This is a genomic window from Microvirga sp. GN3 (assembly GCF_055792825.1).
The window spans coordinates 11,657-29,349 of record NZ_JBVVAK010000101.1 but is presented as its reverse complement, the minus strand read 5'-3'; the positions used below and the strand labels follow the sequence as shown (position 1 = coordinate 29,349).

18 protein-coding genes and 5 pseudogenes are annotated in these 17,693 nt (G+C 60.7%); 11 read left to right on the top strand and 12 right to left on the bottom strand.

The features are described 5' to 3' along the window. A partial coding sequence (locus tag ACS5Q1_RS32935; RefSeq protein WP_473102157.1) for a transposase occupies window positions 1-401 on the top strand: 401 nt, incomplete at its 5' end. A gap of 158 nt (window positions 402-559) precedes the next feature. Here ACS5Q1_RS32935 and ACS5Q1_RS32930 read toward each other — a convergent pair. Next, window positions 560-694: pseudogene (locus tag ACS5Q1_RS32930) on the bottom strand (IS6 family transposase); the annotation flags it as partial. A gap of 269 nt (window positions 695-963) precedes the next feature. Here ACS5Q1_RS32930 and ACS5Q1_RS32925 point away from each other — a divergent pair. Further along, window positions 964-1,161: pseudogene (locus ACS5Q1_RS32925) on the top strand (IS6 family transposase); the annotation flags it as partial. A 221-nt stretch (window positions 1,162-1,382) separates the two neighbouring features. Here ACS5Q1_RS32925 and ACS5Q1_RS32920 read toward each other — a convergent pair. The 6 genes from ACS5Q1_RS32920 to ACS5Q1_RS32895 all read right to left on the bottom strand — a co-directional run bounded on the left by ACS5Q1_RS32920 (window position 1,383) and on the right by ACS5Q1_RS32895 (window position 6,158). Continuing rightward, window positions 1,383-2,102 (bottom strand): DMT family transporter, encoded by a 720-nt coding sequence (locus tag ACS5Q1_RS32920; protein ID WP_473102162.1) that lies wholly within the window; start codon window positions 2,100-2,102, stop codon window positions 1,383-1,385. 141 nt (window positions 2,103-2,243) lie between these two features. Then, window positions 2,244-3,005, bottom strand: coding sequence for an ABC transporter ATP-binding protein (locus ACS5Q1_RS32915; RefSeq protein ID WP_473102156.1), 762 nt, complete (start codon window positions 3,003-3,005; stop codon window positions 2,244-2,246). Continuing rightward, window positions 3,002-4,021, bottom strand: a complete 1,020-nt coding sequence (locus ACS5Q1_RS32910) for a FecCD family ABC transporter permease (protein WP_473102161.1) — start codon at window positions 4,019-4,021, stop codon at window positions 3,002-3,004. The genes ACS5Q1_RS32915 and ACS5Q1_RS32910 overlap by 4 nt, the downstream gene beginning before the upstream one ends. A 35-nt stretch (window positions 4,022-4,056) precedes the next feature. Then, window positions 4,057-5,085 carry an ABC transporter substrate-binding protein gene (locus ACS5Q1_RS32905; protein WP_473102155.1) on the bottom strand — a complete coding sequence of 343 codons (1,029 nt, stop codon included), beginning with the start codon at window positions 5,083-5,085 and terminating at the stop codon, window positions 4,057-4,059. Between the two features lie 173 nt (window positions 5,086-5,258). Further along, window positions 5,259-5,657, bottom strand: a complete 399-nt coding sequence (locus ACS5Q1_RS32900; RefSeq protein ID WP_473102154.1) for a helix-turn-helix domain-containing protein — start codon at window positions 5,655-5,657, stop codon at window positions 5,259-5,261. A 15-nt stretch (window positions 5,658-5,672) separates the two neighbouring features. After that, window positions 5,673-6,158: a DJ-1/PfpI family protein gene (locus ACS5Q1_RS32895; protein ID WP_473102160.1), complete on the bottom strand. Its 486-nt coding sequence runs from the start codon at window positions 6,156-6,158 to the stop codon at window positions 5,673-5,675. A 97-nt stretch (window positions 6,159-6,255) separates the two neighbouring features. Between ACS5Q1_RS32895 and ACS5Q1_RS32890 the strand changes: the two genes are divergently transcribed. Continuing rightward, the gene (locus ACS5Q1_RS32890; RefSeq protein ID WP_473102153.1) at window positions 6,256-6,963 is read left to right on the top strand and encodes an IS6 family transposase; all 708 of its coding nucleotides are present in this window, start codon (window positions 6,256-6,258) and stop codon (window positions 6,961-6,963) included. 48 nt (window positions 6,964-7,011) lie between these two features. On the opposite strand, the pseudogene ACS5Q1_RS32885 reads toward ACS5Q1_RS32890, so the two are convergent. Next, window positions 7,012-7,857, bottom strand: a pseudogene (locus ACS5Q1_RS32885) (flavodoxin domain-containing protein); the annotation flags it as partial. Between the two features lie 177 nt (window positions 7,858-8,034). After that, entirely contained in the window at window positions 8,035-8,496 is a 462-nt protein-coding gene (locus tag ACS5Q1_RS32880; RefSeq protein ID WP_473102152.1) for an Lrp/AsnC family transcriptional regulator, read from the bottom strand. Between the two features lie 483 nt (window positions 8,497-8,979). Between ACS5Q1_RS32880 and ACS5Q1_RS32875 the strand changes: the two genes are divergently transcribed. Genes ACS5Q1_RS32875 through ACS5Q1_RS32865 form a run of 3 tightly spaced genes read left to right on the top strand, consistent with a single transcriptional unit; the run spans window position 8,980 to window position 10,248 of the window. Then, complete coding sequence (locus tag ACS5Q1_RS32875) at window positions 8,980-9,105, top strand: hypothetical protein (protein WP_473102159.1); 126 nt, start codon at window positions 8,980-8,982, stop codon at window positions 9,103-9,105. A gap of 41 nt (window positions 9,106-9,146) precedes the next feature. Next, complete coding sequence (locus tag ACS5Q1_RS32870; protein WP_473102151.1) at window positions 9,147-9,383, top strand: hypothetical protein; 237 nt, start codon at window positions 9,147-9,149, stop codon at window positions 9,381-9,383. After that, window positions 9,367-10,248: a TniQ family protein gene (locus ACS5Q1_RS32865; protein WP_473102150.1), complete on the top strand. Its 882-nt coding sequence runs from the start codon at window positions 9,367-9,369 to the stop codon at window positions 10,246-10,248. The genes ACS5Q1_RS32870 and ACS5Q1_RS32865 overlap by 17 nt, the downstream gene beginning before the upstream one ends. 94 nt (window positions 10,249-10,342) lie before the next feature. Here ACS5Q1_RS32865 and ACS5Q1_RS32860 read toward each other — a convergent pair. Further along, window positions 10,343-10,456: pseudogene (locus ACS5Q1_RS32860) on the bottom strand (helix-turn-helix transcriptional regulator); the annotation flags it as partial. A gap of 260 nt (window positions 10,457-10,716) precedes the next feature. After that, a complete protein-coding gene (locus tag ACS5Q1_RS32855; RefSeq protein ID WP_473102149.1) occupies window positions 10,717-11,595 on the bottom strand; it encodes a LysR family transcriptional regulator in 879 nt (292 codons plus the stop codon). Between the two features lie 74 nt (window positions 11,596-11,669). On the opposite strand from ACS5Q1_RS32855, the gene ACS5Q1_RS32850 reads away from it, so the two are divergent. From ACS5Q1_RS32850 to ACS5Q1_RS32830, 5 genes are all read left to right on the top strand, one after another. Beyond that, a complete protein-coding gene (locus ACS5Q1_RS32850; RefSeq protein ID WP_473102148.1) occupies window positions 11,670-12,737 on the top strand; it encodes a four-carbon acid sugar kinase family protein in 1,068 nt (355 codons plus the stop codon). Further along, window positions 12,734-13,744: a 4-hydroxythreonine-4-phosphate dehydrogenase PdxA gene (pdxA, locus tag ACS5Q1_RS32845; protein WP_473102147.1), complete on the top strand. Its 1,011-nt coding sequence runs from the start codon at window positions 12,734-12,736 to the stop codon at window positions 13,742-13,744. The genes ACS5Q1_RS32850 and pdxA overlap by 4 nt, the downstream gene beginning before the upstream one ends. 20 nt (window positions 13,745-13,764) lie before the next feature. Next, entirely contained in the window at window positions 13,765-14,799 is a 1,035-nt protein-coding gene (locus ACS5Q1_RS32840) for a cupin domain-containing protein (RefSeq protein WP_473102146.1), read from the top strand. A gap of 57 nt (window positions 14,800-14,856) precedes the next feature. Next, a complete protein-coding gene (gene ltaE / locus ACS5Q1_RS32835; protein ID WP_473102145.1) occupies window positions 14,857-15,891 on the top strand; it encodes a low-specificity L-threonine aldolase in 1,035 nt (344 codons plus the stop codon). 540 nt (window positions 15,892-16,431) lie between these two features. Beyond that, window positions 16,432-17,058, top strand: a complete 627-nt coding sequence (locus ACS5Q1_RS32830) for an aspartate/glutamate racemase family protein (RefSeq protein WP_473102158.1) — start codon at window positions 16,432-16,434, stop codon at window positions 17,056-17,058. Here ACS5Q1_RS32830 and ACS5Q1_RS32825 read toward each other — a convergent pair. Continuing rightward, window positions 17,055-17,670: pseudogene (locus ACS5Q1_RS32825) on the bottom strand (DDE-type integrase/transposase/recombinase); the annotation flags it as partial. The gene ACS5Q1_RS32830 and the pseudogene ACS5Q1_RS32825 sit on opposite strands and share 4 nt — an antisense overlap. Window positions 17,671-17,693 lie beyond the last annotated feature (23 nt).

Genomic DNA, 17,693 nt, shown 5'->3' with positions numbered 1-17,693 from the left:
GTAAGCGTCTGACGGCCCGCGACGGCCATGACCGGCCGGGACGAAGGCTGGTGCGCTACCAGGCCAGCAAGACCGATTGTCGGGTCTGTCCCAGCCGCCGCCAGTGCTGTTCTGGCAATCGCACCTACGGGCGGTCGATCGTGGTCACGCATGAGGATCCGGTGGTGAGCGCCTTCCGGGCTCGTCAAGCCAGTCCCGAAACACGGACCTTGCTGCGTGAGCGTGGACGCGTGGCGGAACTGGTCAATGCATGGCTGAAGGAGAAGCTTGATCTCCGTCGCTTTCACGTGCGTGGGCTGGCGAAGGTCGGCACCGAGGCGCTCTGGGCGGTATTGACCTACAATGTCCAGCAGTGGATCCGACTGCGGTGGCGGCCGCGTTTTGGAGCACACATAGCCTGAAGAAGGCAAATCGGCAGGTGCTGACGTCGCAAGCTGGGCCCCTTACCGAGTAGATCTCCTGCATAACGACCGCTCGTCCGCTCACAGACATCGTGGAGGAGTGACCACTGTGAAGGGACGCCACCTGGCCTGCCAAAGGGATTTTCTCACACGTCGCCGACCGTTGCGTGGTCAACGGAGATGCCGCGCTCCTCCATCATCTCTTCCAAACTTCGGAGGCTGAGATTGTAGGCCAAATACCAGCGCACGCAGAGCAGGATCACGGAGCGATCGAAATGCCTATCCTTGAACACGCCACCCTCCGCCCCTGAACCTCAGAGAGCAGTAGCTGAAACTGTGAAACAAAGGGTTTGCGACATATCCGCCTGGGCTGGTCCTGTCACCGCCACACCGTTCGACGACCGAGAGGAGATCGATCAGGCGCCGCACCCGATTGCTTAAGCAGTCATAGCGCGTCTGATCTCCTGTGCCGGGATCTCCCGACAGCAAGAGCGCCTGCTTCCATTCCTCCAGGCTAGCCCGCGTTTGCACGATTTCATTCTTGATCAGCGGATCGGGCTCAAACCGTCACCAGCCGACCCGTCGGCGCGAGCGCATCATGAAACGCTTCAAATCAGCCGGGCAGACCCAACGCTGCCTCTCGGTTCACCACCAAGTCGCAAACCTCTTCCGCCGTCCTGCAAGAGCCAATGCCGCTGAGCCTCGCGCGTCCCGAGCTCAGGTCTTCCAGTTCTGGAGCGAGGTGACCAGCGCCGCGAGTGCCCGATCCAATGCTCCTGAAGGAGTGAACCTGCCTCAAGTCGATAAGTTGACGATGCCGGTCCCTCATCTCGCCTTCACCTAGCGACTCGCTCTTCGCCGCCCCTCGACGGCAGCCAAGGCTGCCCCGGAAAGAACGAGCGGAAGCGCCGTTATGAAAGCAAAGGAAAGGGCGGCATCGAGCAGAAGCACGTCCGCTATGATCGGCCAGACAATTGCGAGCTATTCAAACGGCGCGAGCAGAGATGCCTCCGCGTGTCTGAAGGCGAGTGTCATCGCGATATGAGCGAAGCCCCCAAATAATCCTGCCAAGACAAGAAGCACGAGCCCGTACCAATCGGGCATGATCCAACCAAATGGCACAGTTGCTATTCCGCCGATCATCGACGCTATCACGAAGTAGAAGGCGATAGCGCTGGGATTTTCAGTCCTACTGAGGCTGCGAACCATGATGAGGGCGAACGCCGTCAGGATCCCCATCAGCAAACCGAGGCCGTATGCCCACACGCGGTCGCCGTCCAGATCGACATGGCCGATCTCCGGCCAGACCAGCGCCAGGACGCCAGCTAGTCCAAGTACCACGCCGCCGACGCGCCAGATTGTGACACGTTCGGAAAGGAGGAGAACGCCCGCTATGCTCGTGAAGGTCGGCGACAGGTAACTCAGCAATGTGGCTTCTGCTAAAGGGAGCCGCGCGATCGATGCGAACGATGCAAACATGGCTGCAGCGCCCAGGCTCGAACGCAGTAGATGTCCGACCGGCCGCCTTGTTGCAAGCCCGTGTGGAAACTCGGCTCGCAGCCATAGAAAAACCGCGAGCGGTAGCAACGCGAACGCCGAGCGGAAGAACACAATCTCGCCGATCGGCACTTCGTTTGAGATCGCCTTGATGCAGATCGACATTCCTGCGAAAAGGAAGCCGGACAGAATGCGAAGGACAATTCCGGTGGTCGGGTTTTCGTGCCTGGTTTCACTCTAGGTCCTTCACAAGATCGCCTTGTTGGCTGCCGTGCTCCACGCAGATAAGCCGGCATGCGCCTATTCCCAAGATCCAAGGGAGGACTTGTCCCGGCGGGATCCCCGTTATCGCACGAAGTGAATATGGGGCCTTGCGTGGTAGGGGGAGGGCGCTACGTGTGCTTCCACCGAAAATACGTCGCGAAGCAAGTCCTGTGTCAGCACGTCCTCAGGCGTACCTGAGGCAACAATCTTTCCGGCTTGCATAACAAGCAGTCGGTCACAGTACATCGCTGCGTGATTGAGGTCGTGAAGCGCGATGATACTGGTCAACGGCAGGCGCGAAACGAGCCGCAGGAGGCTGATCTGGTGGTGGACGTCGAGATGGTTTGTCGGTTCGTCGAGGATCAGTTCCTTTGGCGACTGTGCAAGCGCGCGGGCAAGGTGAGTACGTTGCTTTTCGCCGCCCGAAAGACTCTGCCAGGGGTCGTTGCGCTTCGCGGTCATTCCCGTGCGCTCAAGAGCCTCTTTGGCGGCTGCTTCGTCTGTATGCGTCCAGCCGGAGAACAATGATCGATGTGGAAAGCGACCGAGCTTGACGACATCGATGACCTTGAGATTGGCATTCGTGGTTGCGTGTTGCTCGATGAAGGCGACGCGCTTAGCAATAGAACGACGACCGATCTTAGTGATGTCAGCCCCATCCAGTGTGATCTGCCCCGATTGCGGTTGCTTCAGCCCCGCGAGCAGCCGCAAGAGTGAGGTCTTGCCGGAGCCGTTTGGGCCGAGCAGACCCAGCATCTTACCCGGTTCCGCTGCGAAAGAGATGCCGTCGATTACCGTCTTCGAACCAATCTTCCAGACCAAGTTGTCGGCTTTGATGCTCATGATGCGCGCTGGAGCCTATAGAGAATGATCGAGAAGAACGGCACGCCCACCAGTGCCGTTACGACGCCAATCGGCAGGACCTGCTGGGGAATGAGCGTGCGGGAGGCGATGTCGGCAAGAACCATAAAGATCGCTCCCGCGATCGCGCAGGCTGGCAGCAGCCGGGCATGCAGCGGACCGACCACGAAACGCGCTGCATGAGGAACGACGAGCCCGACAAAGCCGATCGTTCCAACCATGCTGACGATGGTTGCAGTCATGATCGCAGTCAGCGCGAAAAGCATGATGCGTGTTCGGCCAACATTGACACCTAGCGAGGCGGCAGCCTCATCTCCGAAGGCAAAGGCATCCAGAACACGCGCGGAAAAAAGGCAGACGATCAAAGCGAGCCCGACGACGATCGACACCAGGGTGAACTCTGGCCAGCGCACGCCGCCGAAGCTGCCGAGCAGCCAAAACATCACGTCACGTGCCTGCTGGGCATTGCCCGAGGTGGTGACGATGTAGGCGGTCGCAGCATTGAACAATTGCGATGCGGCGACACCTGCCAGGATTGTCCGGTCGGCACCGCCGCGCGCTCCATTCGAAAGGAGTGCGACGAGGAAGAAGGCAGCGAAAGCGCCGGCAAAGGCGCCTGCGGAGAGCGATACCGCCCCGGCACCGAGCCCCAAGATGACAATGGAAACCGCGCCCGTGGAAGCGCCTGCGGAAATGCCCAGCACATAGGGCTCGGCCAGCGGGTTACGCAGCAGTGATTGCATGATCGCGCCAGACAGCGCGAGCCCCGCGCCGCAGAATACCGCAACCAGAGCCCGGCTCAGCCGATAGTCCCAGATGACGGTTTCATGGATGCGATTGAGCTCGATCGCCGTCCACCCCAACCGATTGGTGATGGCTGAATATGTTGTGGCAAGAGGAATCGGCAGATCGCCGATCCCGACGCTGATGCCGACAACCAGCGCGATGGCAGCAAAGCAGACCAGGAGCAACCCGGCAACTCTAGCCAGCGTTTGCAGTCGTTTACCCGATCCGCTGTTGTCGACCGTGATAGTCACTTGAGGCCAAGTGCCTTCAACTGTTCAGCGACCTGCTCCGCGCCGTAAATCGTCCGTACGGTCGGGTTCATGGCCTGGCCGTCCATGGTTACGATCGCCTTGTTCTTGACCGCCGGCATCTGGCTGGTGGCTGGGTCAGTGGTCAGAAACTTGATCTTTGCCTCCGCCTTGTCGAGCTCCCAGCGGTTACGGTCGACTTTTGCGACGACGATCACGTCAGGGTTGGTCGCGATGATGCTTTCCCAGCCGAGCGCAGGCGATTCAGCCTCAGAAGTGATGGCGTTCGTTCCGCCAAGTACATCGGCGATGAAACCGGAGGCGCTATTCTTTCCTCCGAGATAGGCGTCGGCAGACGGCGACGGGCTGGAGAACCAGAATACATAGGACAGCTTCTTGCCATCCTTGGGTGGCTCGGCACGCAAGGCAGCCTCACGCTTTTTCAGATCAGCGATCAAAGCCTGGCCTCGGTCACGCACGTCGAAAATCTGGGCGAGCTCGTCGATCTCCTGATAGAGAATATCCATGTTCCAAAGCTTTGCCCGGTCGCCGTAACCGAACTTATCCTTCGCCGTCACCTCGCTGACGCAGGTGCTCGGCGACACATAGGTTGAAACTCCAACCTTGTCGAAGTCCTCGCGCTTGGCCACTTTGCTGGAAGGGCCGAGCAGGCTCGGCAGTGCCGCTGCCACGAAATCCGGATTTTGAGCAAGGATGGCCTCGAAGGTCGGGAACTCGACAGTCAGCAGCTTGACCTTTGCATTCGCTTCGGCGAGCTGCGGCAAGACCTTGTTCGGCCAGAAGGCAGTGCCTACCATCTTGTCCTCCAGGCCGAGCAGCAGCATGATCTCGGCGCTGTTCTGGCCGAGGCCGATGGCCCGTTCCGGCGCTTTCTGCGCCGTGACCTTTGTGCCGCAGTTTTCGATGGTGAGCGGGTATTTTGTTGGAGCAGCAATGGCTGAAGTTGCGGCAAAACCGAGAACGGCGCAAAGGCCGGTGCCGGCCAGAAATGCCTTCAAGATGCTCATGGGGAGCTTCCTCGTTATGAGGGTGAGGGAATGCATTTGCCTTTAGCGCGCAGGAGCGGCTGGAAACAAGAAGCTTTCGACCAATTTGTCGTCGATTATAATTCTTCTAAAGTGCTTGGGAGCATTAGCGCTCTTCTAAGTACTGTTTGGACATAGCTGCTCGGTACCGATTTTCAGGTGCGTTGTGCAAGGCGACGTAAGGGCTGCCGGTCTATAACTTTGAGGAAGTTCGGGAGCCGGAACTTGCGACGGTATTCGGCCGGGGTCATGGCAGTCAGCCGGAACAGGCGGTGGAACGACGCCGTATCTTGGTAGCCCACCTCAGCCCCGATGGCCTCCACCGCCATGTCGGTGGTCTCCAGCAAATGCTTGGCCTCCTCGACGCGCAAGGCCTGTACGTAAGCAATGGGAGTGTAGCCGGTGGCGGCTCTGAAACGGCGGGCAAAGCTGCGGCTGGGCAATCCCGAGCGCTGGATCATCTCGGTGACAATGTGCAGGCGCTCGTAGTTGACGGCGATCCACTTCTGCTGCTCACGAATGACGGCATCACTGTGAGTGACGTTCCGAACCATGGAGGCATAGGGAAGCTAACCGTCGCGGTGCCACTGATACAGGAACACCTTGGACAGGCGCAGCGCCTCCTCGGTTCCGACATGCTTGGCGACCAGATAGAGTACTAGATCTTGCCACGAGTACGCACCTCCAGCCGAGACGATCCGCTGGCCGGGGCCAGCCTGCACGAGGATGCGTTCCGCGCACACGCGGACGTTCGGATAGGCCCGCCGGAGCAGATCCGCGTAGCCCCAGTGCGTCGTCGCCTCCATGCCATCGAGCAATCCGGCTTCCGCCAAAACCAGCGAGCCGCCGCAGGCCGCATAGACATGAGCTCCGCCCTCGTACATGCGGCTGATCCAGCCGATTAGTTCCCGGTCCAGGCGCCGCAGATCGGCCGGTGTGTCGACCATCACGTTGGGCACGAAAACGAGGTCCGTCTCGGGCACGTCCTCGGCGGCGTCCTGAACGATGATGGACACGCCTGTGACGAGCTCCATCGGGCCAGATCGGGAGGCGATGAGACGTGGCTCGAACGCCAGCGTGTTCTGTGGCGGCTGGCCGATCAGGGGTGCTGTCAGGTTGGCGCGAGTTCGGGCTTATGGCAGGATCTCGGGCATGAGCACGACCCCCAACCCGTACCGTGGCTACCACTTTCCGGCTGACATCATCAATCAGGCGGTTTGGCTCTACCATTGCTTCAGTCTCAGCCTGCGGGAGGTCGAGCTGATCCTGGCAGCGCGAGGCATTGAAGTCAGCTACGAGACCATCCGGGAATGGAGCCTGCGCTTCGGACGCGCCTATGCCAACCGGCTCAAACGGCGCCGGCCGAAGCTGGGTGACAAGTGGTTTTTAGATGAGGTGTTCGTCCGCATCCGAGGCAAACTGCACTATCTCTGGCGAGCCGTGGATCAGTACGGGTACGTGCTTGATGTTCTGGTTCAGAGCCGGCGCAACAAGAAGGCAGCCAAGCGCTTCTTTCGCAAGTTGCTGAAGGGTTTGTGCTACGTGCCACGGGCCATCGTGACCGATAAACTCGGATCCTACGGCGCTGCCAAACGCGAGATCTTGCCCAGCGTCAAACATCGGCAGATTCGATGTCTGAACAATCGCTGTGACGTCTCGCACCAACCAGTTCGAAGACGTGAGCGTCACATGAGGCGATTCAAATCAGCCTGGCATGCCCAGCAGTTTCTCGCCACTCACGCCCCGATCCACAACCACTTTCAACTCCGCCGTCATCGACTCTCGGCCAGTGAGTATCGGGCTGCGCGTGATCACGCCCTCGCCACTTGGCGCGATGCGAGCGGTGCTGCCCTCGTATAATAGCCTGGACTGCCCTAACGGCTCCACCGCGCCAGCGGTTCCACTCGGCATCAACTTGACAGTACCCTCGGGGAACAGGTCGAGCGAGTCGCCGGGTTCATAGGCCGGAGCGGTGCCATCGAAGGCGAGCGCTAGATGGACGGTTTCCTTATCGGAGCGCGAGGAGTTCAGATTGACGTGCTCGACGATCTCGGCGACCACTGGCTCGCGGCTGATCTGGGTGCTGGCACGGTGGCTGAAGTCGCCCGACACCACATTGCTGGAACTCTCGTGAGCCGGTGCAAACGCTTCGAGCATGCTCTTGATCCAAGCCGCTGCGGGAGCTTCGAAGTCGAGGTCGCAATCGATCCTGTCGACCGCACGCGACGCTCCCAGCTCGGCGAGCCGCGCGTCAATGGCTTTGCCGACGCCACAGAATTCCGCATAGGCGGTATCGCCCAAGGCCAGGACAGCGAAGCTTGTGCCCTCGAGCCGCGGCGGTGACGGTCCCATCAAGTCTACGTAGGCTCGGCTCGCCCGGGAAGGTGGCTCAACTTCGCCCCAGGTGGCGGCAATCACCACGAGACGCCCCTGCTTTGGCAGATCAGCGAAGTCGAGGTCAGCAAAGTCAATGATCTTTGGCTTGAAGCCGCTCTTTCGGGCGAGCTTCGCCACACCCTGGGCCAGCCGCTCCGCATTGCCGGACTCGCTGGCAAAGAGGATCGTGAGAGGCTCCGCCGAACGGGCCGGCGCATGCACGTGCGGGAGCGGCACTTTGCCTGCGTCGATTCCGGCGAGAAAGCCGGCGAGCCATGCGCGCTGGATCGGGGAGGCTACACTCAGAACGCGATCGAGGCTGAGCCGGTCGTCGTCTCCACAGGGCGCTGTTTGGGGCAGAAGGGCAGATGCTGACATGGCCTGAGTTTCGCGCGAGGCTCCATGACAAGTCAATGAAACGTCCTTTTTAAAGAACCATAACTGATAGAAAGTTCTTTTCCCGCTCCAAGTCTGACAGAGAAAAGGAATTTTGCCGAACCTGAGCCTTGGGGCGATCAGCCGGTCGGAGCCTGACTTTGGGGAAGCGTTGCGGCCCTAAGCTGCGATCTCAATCGGCAGCGCCGTGATGGACTTCACGCGCTCGACACTGAAGCGCGAGCTGACGTTCTTCAGCGGGACGATTCCGATCAAACGCTTGTAGAACAAGTCGTACGCCTTGACGTCAGCAACAACGACGCGAAGGATGTAGTCGACATCGCCAGCCATACGATGAAACTCGACAACCTCGCTCATGGTCGCGATCGCATTGACGAACTGATCGATCGATTCCTGGGTATGGTCCCCGGCTTCGATGCACACGAAGACCGTCAGGCCAAGTCCGAGCTTTTCAGGATCCAGAAGCGCCACGCGCCGCTGGATCACCCCCTCGGCTTCAAGACGCTGGATACGTTTCCAGCAGGGAGTTTGCGACAAGCCCACCCGGTGACCGATATCTGCGACAGATAGCGTGCCATCCTGCTGAAGAAGGGCCAAAATTTTTCGGTCGATGCGGTCCATCTCTGCATCCCGCCTTTTGCCAAGTATAAATTCTCTCGTTCCGACTGCTGGTGAATAAATCTTCTCTACTTGGGGCACCTTGTTCCATGGATCAATCAGCCATCCCTCCGGCCCAGAACCGCCTGACCTTGACATCGTTCGTTATTAAGAACAAATTCAATTTTGCGCTTTGGAGAATTTTACGATGAGTTTGGGCTCAGGAGGCGTAGGGGCCGACGCTTTGGCCCGTGCCATGACGGATGTCGGTCTTCCTGAAAGGCTTGCTGTCGCCGCGCGCTCGATTGCGGGCCGGCTGGCGCTTTGTTGCACGAATAGGCGAGTTGGTAACTGAAGCCGGATCACATTAGAGCATCGGACCCAAAAGTGGGCCCACTTTTGGGTCCGATGCTCTAGCAGTGATGTTGCAGATGTCGCTTGGGAGCTAGGGGTCAGATCGACGAGGTGCATAACATTCTCGCTGGCACCTGGCGTGAGCAGCGGGTCATGCTGAACTCGCTGCGGTATCTCAGCAACGAGCTCAAGCTCTCGCTCGTCTGCGTCGGTATCGCCCCGAGGCCCGTGAGGCGATCGACGGGGACGTCCAGCTCGCCCGGCGCTTTGACGTCATAACATGGCCCCGCTGGTCGGCGAATGAGGAATTCGAACAGCTTGTGCTTGCCATCGTCCGCAACCTGCCCCTCCCTCAACCGAGTGTGCTGACGCCGCGGGGTCTCCGCCGTATTCTCCAGGTCACGGGTGGCGTCACCGCCTGGGTGTTCCGGCTCCTCAATGATGTTGCCATCGCGGCCATTGAGAGCGGCCCGGAGGAAATCATCGAGGCCGCTGTTGATGCTTGGAGGCCGGTCAGCGAGGAGGAGCCCGCCTTCCGAGATGGGCCAGGACCATGAACCGAAGTCCTTTCCGGTTGTGCTTGAAGCATGTCCGGACGAGGTGCTCTCGTCTTGGCTGCGCCGGCACGCTGCTTACTACGCTGTCTCAGAAGCAGCACTCATTGCCTGGCTCGGGCTGAGGGTATCCACCTTGCGTACGGTCGATCACCGGCTCAGCCTTGAGCAGGTTGGACGCCTCTCACGCGTGCTCCGCTGCGACCCCACAGGCCTCGGCGGCATGAGCCATGCTGGATTACCGGCCGAGGCTCGGCTTCTGACGCGGCAGAACAGAGCTCTGGTCTGTCGGTCATGTGTCGATCAGCACCAGACGGCGGGCGTTCATGGTGTGGTGCTGAAGAGCTGGATTGAGGCGTGGCGGATCACCTGCCGGCTGCGTGGCGGACCGCTCTCGGAGCGCAGTGGCTCACACGGCAGTGCCTTGAGTCTGCGTGAAACCAGCCCCTTTGGAGAAAGGTGGTGGGACGGCGCGAGGGCAGGGGAGAGCCTCGTTGAGAATTATGTAACCGGCCAGACTTCAATGCCTGAAGCGCCGATTGCGGTGATGCGCCTGTTGCTTCTGCCCAGCTGGTATCGCCCCGGCCAACCTTTCGATGGGTTTTATAAGGGCTGGCTGCTGAACGAACTCATCCCAGAGTTTGACGACCACGCGCGATTGGTGAAGCGCCGGGTGAACCAGGGGGCGATCGGTAGCATTCCACCCGATCTGAGGGTAGCCTTGCTTGCCGGCCTTTCGTCGGTTGCGGCAAGCCCCGCCAGCATCATTGACTACCTGCGCCCAGCCTGCCGACCGATCTACAGGAGGCACTTTGAGGCATTCGCGGCCGTCGCTGTCCGGGGAATCGCGCCTCCGATTGACATCTAATTTGAGAAAATGGGCTGGCCATTTGTCTCATTATTGATGCCCAAAGGTGCCGGGAAGTCGATATTCTCATTCCAAGATGTCAGCTGGCAGCTGGGGGGAATTCGCCTCGCTGCTCCATGTCGAAGATTGTGCTGTCGGCGAGCGGAACAATCTCCCGCAGTTGTTGCCGCCGGATTGATCTCCGCGTGTGACGTTGGGTGGGCTTCATTGCCGGCCTCCGATTTGAGAGTACGGCAAGAATAGAAGCCGATAGATTCAGCACTTTGGAAGTGGGTACCGTCGCGAATGTGGGTTTAGCGTACCATAGCGTATAAATCGGACGGGTGGGCATTGGTCACGCTCATGCGATTGCAAATGGCTTGATGATAGCTGAGATGGCGGCTTTGCCGGTTGGTGCTGAGGCGCCTCGCATGGCGCTCGGTCCCGTCGATTCCGCCTAGAATATGCTGGTGTGGGCGGGCACCGCCGCTATTCGAAGGATTGCTTACATTCTTCATGAAGCCATCCTGCGAGGGTACGAGCATTATCACCCAGCTCGTCGTTGCCAGCCCAAATAAGGCCGTAGTGGCTTCCGTCGGGATCGAACCCGGCGGGGGCGATGAGACGTCCTCTGTCTACGTCATCGGTCGCGAGCACAAGTGGACTGAGGGCAACCCCTAACCCCGCGGATGCGGCTTCAACAATCAAGAAGTGGTGGTCGTAGTAGCGGATCTCAGTCGGGCGATGCACCGACGGGTGAGCGGAAAGCCAGTGTGACCAAGCATCCGGGCGGGTCTTGGAACCCAAAGCGATGTAGTCTCCGGCGGCAAATGCCGGTGCAAGTTGCGGGCTCATGATTGGCCCCATCTTCTCAGCAAAAAGGCGCTGGACGTGCCACGCCTCCGGGAGCGCGAAGTCGAGCCGACGTATGGCGAGGTCGATCCGCTCGCGCCGGAACTCGACGGCCCCCCCGCCGACTGAGAGATGCAGGGCTATATCGGGATGGGCGCCCTGAAAATTTGCAAGTCTCGGAATCAGCCAGCGCATGGCGACAGAAGGTTCGCATGAGAGAACCAGGGCGTTGTGCCGAGGGTCGGCCGCTCGCAGGCTATCAATCGTCATTGCCAGCTCTGCAAAGAACCGGCTAAGCGTCAGGTTGAGAGTCTCGCCCGCCGCCGTAAGTCGCAGGCCCCGGCCGGATTTCTCGAAAAGCCTAAAGCCAAGGTCTTCGGACAGTTTGGTGATCCGGCGGCTAACGGCGCCGTGGGTCAGCGCGAGATCGTCGGCGGCTAATCGGACCGAGCCGAGGCGGGCCGTTGTGTGAAAGGCGCGCAAGTCGTCCAGCGATGGTATCTCTGATCGGTTCATTGGTGAGGTATTATCACCAATTATCGCTAAAAACTATCGCTTTTCCGGTAGCACGGAAAGCCCATAATTGATCCATGCGAACCAATGGTGAATATACGGTCGGCATTCTGGCCGATGACCTGACCAGCGCCGCAGACGGGGCCGCGCCCTTTGTCGCGCGAGGCCAGCGTGCGATGATCGGCCGTCGCCGGATGCCGCTGGTGGAAAGGACGGTCGTCGCCGTCGACAGCGGATCGCGATCGGTTTCGGCCCCACAGGCGGCGACACGTGTTGCGAGCCTTACCGCGCGGCTCGCGACGCGCGACGTCTTCTACAAGACCGTGGACTCGACACTTCGCGGGAACGTGAGCGCCGAACTCGAAGCATCGTTCAAGGCGAGCGGTCGCAAGCTGCTGGTCTTTGCCCCGGCGTTTCCTGCGGCCGGGCGCACTACCGTTCGCGGCGTTCAGCTTGTGGATGGTATACCCGTGTCGGAGACCATCTATGGTCGCGATCCGGTTCATCCGGCGCGACACTCGCGGCTGATCGATCTTGTGCCGTCCTCGATCGGGAGCGTCGTCATCCTCGACGCCGCGACCCAGGAAGAACTCGATGCGCAGATCGAGGCCCTGCCGGAACCGGAGTCCATTTTGTGGGTAGGCTCTCCGGGCATGGCGGCGGCGCTGGCAAAGCGGCTTGCGCCTGATGGCCCGCCTTGCGGGCCGACCGCCGGGGCCGGCGGCGACGTTCTTGTTGCTATCGGAAGCGCAAATCCACGCAGTCACCGTCAGGCCGATAGAATTGCGCAAGAGCTGGGCGTTACTCTGCTGCGGGCACCTCTTGTGCGCCACGATGATCCGGCGGCGATCCTGCGGCGGATCACACAGGACGCGGCCGAACGGCTGCGCGGCGGAGGGTTCGACATGGTAATCGCCACCGGCGGCGACACGATGGAGGCGATCCTCGATCGCCTCGGCATACAGGCATTCGAGATCCTGCGGGAGATAGAGCCGGGCTTCCCGCTCGGCCGAGCGGCGCTAGACGATGGGCGCAATCTGCTGATTGCCATGAAAGCAGGCGGCTTTGGGGATGACGATGCCCTGCGCCGCGCGATCACCCATCTCCGCCAGGTCTCCACGGTACCAGAACAGGTGTTGCCATGAATAATATCGCTCCTCTCGCCATCACCATGGGCGATGCTTCGGGCATTGGCCCTGAGATCGTGGCGAAGACGCTTGCCAAGGGCGGTGAGCGCGCTCTGGTCTTCGGCAGCCGCGTTGTCATGGAGGACATCGTGCGCCGCCTGGGCCTCGACATGGCGGTCAGACCGATCGCTGCGCCGGGCGAGGCACAGTTCCAGGGTCGTGTCATCGAGATTGTCGAGGCCACGCGGATCGAGGTGGCGCCTCCGTTCGGGGCCGTGAACGCGATCGCCGGCCAAGCCGCTTTCGACACGATCGTCGCGGCCGTCGCGGCGGCGAAGGCCGGCGAGGTCAGCGGCATCGTCACCGCCCCGATCAACAAGGAAGCGATGGGAAGCGCGGGCATCTGCTATCCCGGCCATACCGAAATTCTGGCCAATTATGGCGGTGCCGAGCGCGTGGCGATGATGCTCGCTAACAACGATATTCGCACCGTTCTGGTCACGATCCACACCTCCCTGCGCAAGGCGATCGACCAGGCGGATTTCGATGCGCAGATGGCGGCCATTCGGCTGGCGCATGACGGCGGCCAGGCGCTCGGAATTGCATCCCCGCGGGTGGCTGTCGCAGGTCTCAACCCGCATGCCGGCGAAGGGGGCCTGTTCGGCGACGAAGAAATCCGGATCATCAGGCCGGCAATCGAAGCCGCGCGAGCCGAGGGTATCGACGCGAGCGGCCCCTGGCCTGGCGACACAGTCTACATGCAGGCCCGGAAGGGGCGCTTCGACATCGTCGTGGCGCAGTATCACGATCAGGGCCTGATACCCGTGAAGTATCTCGGCCTCGAAGAAGGCGTGAACATCACGCTCGGCCTGCCATTCGTCCGCACCAGTCCCGACCACGGGACCGCGTTCGACATCGCCGGCCAGGGCATTGCCGATCCGGCCAGTCTGCAAACAGCGATGGCCTATGCGCGGCGGCTCGTGGCCGCCCGGACCAGAGCCAGGGAACTCGAAAGGAAGGTCTGATGGGACTACGCTTCATCTTCATGCTCACGCGCAACGACCGCACGGTCGCGGACGCATCGGCACAACTGCAGACCGCGCTCGCCCTGGGCGTCCGCCATATCGGCTTTAAGGATATCGGCCTACCGATCGAGCAGTTGAAGGCCCTCAACGCGGCCATCAAGGCAGGCGGGGCGACCTCCTATCTCGAGGTTGTGTCGCTCGACCGCGACAGCGAGATCGTTTCGGCACGCGCCGCGACCGAGATTGGCGTGGATGTGTTGCTGGGCGGCACGCGCGTCGATGACGTCCTGCCGGTGATCGCCGGCACAGACATCCAGTATTGTCCCTTCCCGGGCCATATCACGGGCCACCCGAGCGTGCTGGAAGGCAGCATTGCCGAGATCGTCGACAGTGCCCGGGCGCTCGCGGCACGCGATGGCGTGTATGGTCTGGACCTTTTGGCCTACCGGTCCAAGGAAGACGTTCCAGCGCTTATCAAGGCAGTCTGCGCCGCAGTATCCAAGCCTGTCTACGTCGCCGGCTCCATCGACACGCCCGAGCAGATCGCCGTGGTGAAGGAGGCTGGCGCTGCTGGCTTCACCATCGGCACGGCCGCGCTGGACGGCAAATACCCGGCACCGGAAAAGGATGTGTCGAGCCAGCTCGCCGCGATTCTGCGCGACGTCGCCACGCTCAACAAGCACATCTCGCCATTCCACAAGAAAAACCTGACGAGCTCGTTCCAGCGCTTCTCCGACACCTGGTCGCCGAAGATCGCGGGCCAGATCAACGATATGCAGATCAAGCTCGCCAAATTCGCGGGCGAGTTCGTCTGGCACTTCCACCCGCAGGAGGACGAGCTGTTCTTCGTGCACAAGGGGCGCCTGCTCATGAAGTTCCGCGACCGTGATGAGATTGTCGAGGCGGGCGAATTCATCGTCGTGCCGCATGGCGTCGAGCATTGCCCCGTCGCCCTGGATGACACCTGTGAAGTGGTGCTGCTCGAACCGGGCACCACGGTGAACACCGGCACGGCAAAGGATGTGCGCAGGATTACCGAGCTCGGCCGGATCTGAGGCGTGTGCGCGAAGTAGTAAACTGGCACCGTAATTCACCCCGATAGGGTCTCGATCATGCAATCCAATGCTATCCGCCTCGACTTCCGCTCCGATACGGTCACCCGCCCCACCCCACAAATGCGTGCGGCGATGGCAGCCGCCGAGGTGGGCGACGACGTGTTGGGCGATGATTTCACAGTCAAGGCGCTTGAGGCGCGCGTTGCCGCGCTGTTCGGCAAAGAAGCGGGACTGCTGCTGCCGACCGGTACCATGGCCAATCTCGCTGCGATCATGAGCCATTGCCAGCGCGGCGAGGAATATCTCTGTGGAAGTGAGGCTCATACCTATCTGTGGGAAGCTGGAGGCGCTGCCGTGCTCGGCTCGGTTCAGCCGCAACCTTTGCCGGTCCTGGCTGACGGCACGATCCACATCAACGATCTTCACGCAGCGGTTAAGGCCGACGATCCACATTTTGCGGTCACGCGACTGGTAACGATCGAGAATACGTTCGTCGGGCGGATACTGCCGCGAGATTATCTGGACGTGGTCGTCGGGTTTGCACGGGATCGGAAGCTCGCCACCCATCTTGACGGTGCGCGGGTGTTCAACGCGGCCGCGGGGCTTGGCGTTGACGTCGCGTGCTTGGCAGAGGGCTTTGATAGCGTGTCGGTGTGCCTTTCAAAGGGGCTCGGGGCGCCGCTCGGATCAGTGCTGGTCGGGGATGTCTCATTGATCGCGCGGGCACGCCGTTGGCGCAAGATGCTCGGCGGGGGGATGCGGCAGGCAGGAATAGTTGCAGCGGCGGGGCTGCATGCGCTCGACCATCATGTCGAACGTCTGGCCGAGGATCACGCCAACGCCAAGGCACTCGCGGATGGATTCTCGGGAATCAAGGGACTGACGGTGACACCGCCGCAGTCCAACATGGTGTTTGTTGAGCTCGCGCCCGAGCTGGCGACCCGGCTATCCGAGGCGCTGCGTGAGTTAGGCATCGCAGCGAGTTTTTGGCCGGGTGGACGAATGCGCTGGGTCACCCATCTCGACGTCGATCGTGTCGCCGTTGACGAGGCAATCGCAGCGGTGCGCAAGGTCGCTGAGAGTCGGAGATGAAGGACGCCCCAACGGTTTGAACAATCCTCGGGGCAATGTACGATTTCTGGTCGGCCTTTGAAAAACCGTCCAATTCTGAAGAGAGCCCTGCGGGCGATAGGGTTTGGTGGATGGTGTGGGAGGTCAGAGGTTTACGCCGGAGCAGATCATAACGACCCTGCGTGAGTGAGTGTGCTTGTCGGCCGGGGTCGACAGCGGTGGAGTGACCTGCTGCCGGATTTTTTGGACAGAGGGCTGAGCTATTCCCGCTCAGCCCAAATCACGGTCGTCATACTGCGGGATGGGAAACTGGTCGCGCCCTTCCGTCAGCATAAGAAGATTCACCGAGGCGCAAGCAAGCGCCGTTAGCAGACACCCCCCGATGAAGACCACTTCGTATTCGAAAAGGGCCACCCGAGATTGCCAAGGAGATCGAGAAACTCTTGGCGGAATGATCAACCGGCGAGCTTCTGGAAGGAGCGGCCAAGATAGGAGAAAGACAATGCACGTTGGCCTGATAGGTGGCATTGGTCCAGCGGCCACCCACGTCTACATGATGCGATCGTAGGGTCGTTCGCGACAACTGGCCTCAAGCTTGAGCTGACTATTGCCCATGCTAATGTGCGGGAAATGATAGAGAATCTGGAAGCGGGTAGAGCCGAACAGCAAGCAGAAATATTTGCCCGTCACATTGATCAGCTGCGAGCCGCTGGCTGTCAGGCTGCCGCAGTCACTTCGATGGGCGGTCACTTCTGCATCAATGAACTCAAGGCCGTATCGACGCTTCCGATCATAGACGCCGTTCCTGCCCTCGATGCATTCTTTTCGGCGCATCAAGCAAGCTGTGTCGGAGTCCTTGGAACTCGAACGGTGATGGAGACGAAGCTCTATGGTGTCGCGACGGTTGACGTGATCGCTCCCGATCCGGATCAGATCGATGACGTTCACGATGCATACTTGCGAATAGCGGCCAGTGGTGTTGCGGATGAGAAGATTTCGGAGTTTTTCATCGAAGCGGGAGCACGGCTTTGTCGAGCCGGCGCGGAGCTCATTGTTCTTGGTGGGACCGATCTTTCAGTCGCCTTTAAAGGCAGGACGCCAGACTACCCTGTAGCGGATACCGCACTGATCCACGCTGCGGCGATCTCGCAGGCTGCAATGGGACATCGGCCCACCCGACAGGTCTAGCTGTCCGGATGCGAGACCTCCTTGGCATGAGCGACGATCTTGAGGGCTTTGGATATAGCGTGTGGATCGGGCGGCTTGAAGCGCCGGTTGGCCAACTTCGGCTCGACCGCAAGTCGGCTTCGCACGACCTCGTCCGGTGATCGTCCCTTGAGCACGCGCTGGCGTCTTCTGTTGTAGGCTTGGTTGAAGCCCTGGAGCAGCGTCTCGAGGTCACGATGGCTATAGATCGTGATGCCCAGCACCTCGCGCTGCACCCGGCCGTTGAAGCGCTCCACGAGACCATTCGTCTGCGGCGTATACGGCTTGGTCCTGCGATGCTCCACCTTCAGCTGGCGGCAGGTGTCCTCGAAGCCATCGGCAGTAAAGCAGGATCCTCTGTCCGTCAGGACGTGCGTGATCTTGAACGGGAACGCGCGTACCGCCTCGTTCAGGAAGGCAACTGCACTTGTGGTCAGCTCGTCGTCGTAGACGGCCAAGTGCACCCAGCGCGAGCAGCGGTCGATGGCCACATACAGAAAGCGCTTGCGGCTCTCGCCATTGGCGGTTCGCAGCTTCGGCAGGTGCTTGATTGTCCATGTGGAAGAAGCCGAGATCGTAGTCCTTGAACGTGCCGCTCTTGCGGTTGCGCTGCTGCG

What these genes read in the sequence shown, in the direction of transcription:
- ACS5Q1_RS32915 (WP_473102156.1), bottom strand. Translation starts at nt 3,005, where the DNA reads ATGAGCATCAAAGCCGACAACTTGGTCTGGAAGATTGGTTCGAAGACG.
- ACS5Q1_RS32905 (WP_473102155.1), bottom strand. Translation starts at nt 5,085, where the DNA reads ATGAGCATCTTGAAGGCATTTCTGGCCGGCACCGGCCTTTGCGCCGTT.
- ACS5Q1_RS32900 (WP_473102154.1), bottom strand. Translation starts at nt 5,657, where the DNA reads ATGGTTCGGAACGTCACTCACAGTGATGCCGTCATTCGTGAGCAGCAG.
- ACS5Q1_RS32890 (WP_473102153.1), top strand. Translation starts at nt 6,256, where the DNA reads ATGAGCACGACCCCCAACCCGTACCGTGGCTACCACTTTCCGGCTGAC.
- ACS5Q1_RS32880 (WP_473102152.1), bottom strand. Translation starts at nt 8,496, where the DNA reads ATGGACCGCATCGACCGAAAAATTTTGGCCCTTCTTCAGCAGGATGGC.
- ACS5Q1_RS32875 (WP_473102159.1), top strand. Translation starts at nt 8,980, where the DNA reads ATGCTGAACTCGCTGCGGTATCTCAGCAACGAGCTCAAGCTCTCGCTC.
- ACS5Q1_RS32865 (WP_473102150.1), top strand. Translation starts at nt 9,367, where the DNA reads ATGGGCCAGGACCATGAACCGAAGTCCTTTCCGGTTGTGCTTGAAGCA.
- ACS5Q1_RS32855 (WP_473102149.1), bottom strand. Translation starts at nt 11,595, where the DNA reads ATGAACCGATCAGAGATACCATCGCTGGACGACTTGCGCGCCTTTCAC.
- ACS5Q1_RS32850 (WP_473102148.1), top strand. Translation starts at nt 11,670, where the DNA reads ATGCGAACCAATGGTGAATATACGGTCGGCATTCTGGCCGATGACCTG.
- pdxA (WP_473102147.1), top strand. Translation starts at nt 12,734, where the DNA reads ATGAATAATATCGCTCCTCTCGCCATCACCATGGGCGATGCTTCGGGC.
- ACS5Q1_RS32840 (WP_473102146.1), top strand. Translation starts at nt 13,765, where the DNA reads ATGCTCACGCGCAACGACCGCACGGTCGCGGACGCATCGGCACAACTG.
- ltaE (WP_473102145.1), top strand. Translation starts at nt 14,857, where the DNA reads ATGCAATCCAATGCTATCCGCCTCGACTTCCGCTCCGATACGGTCACC.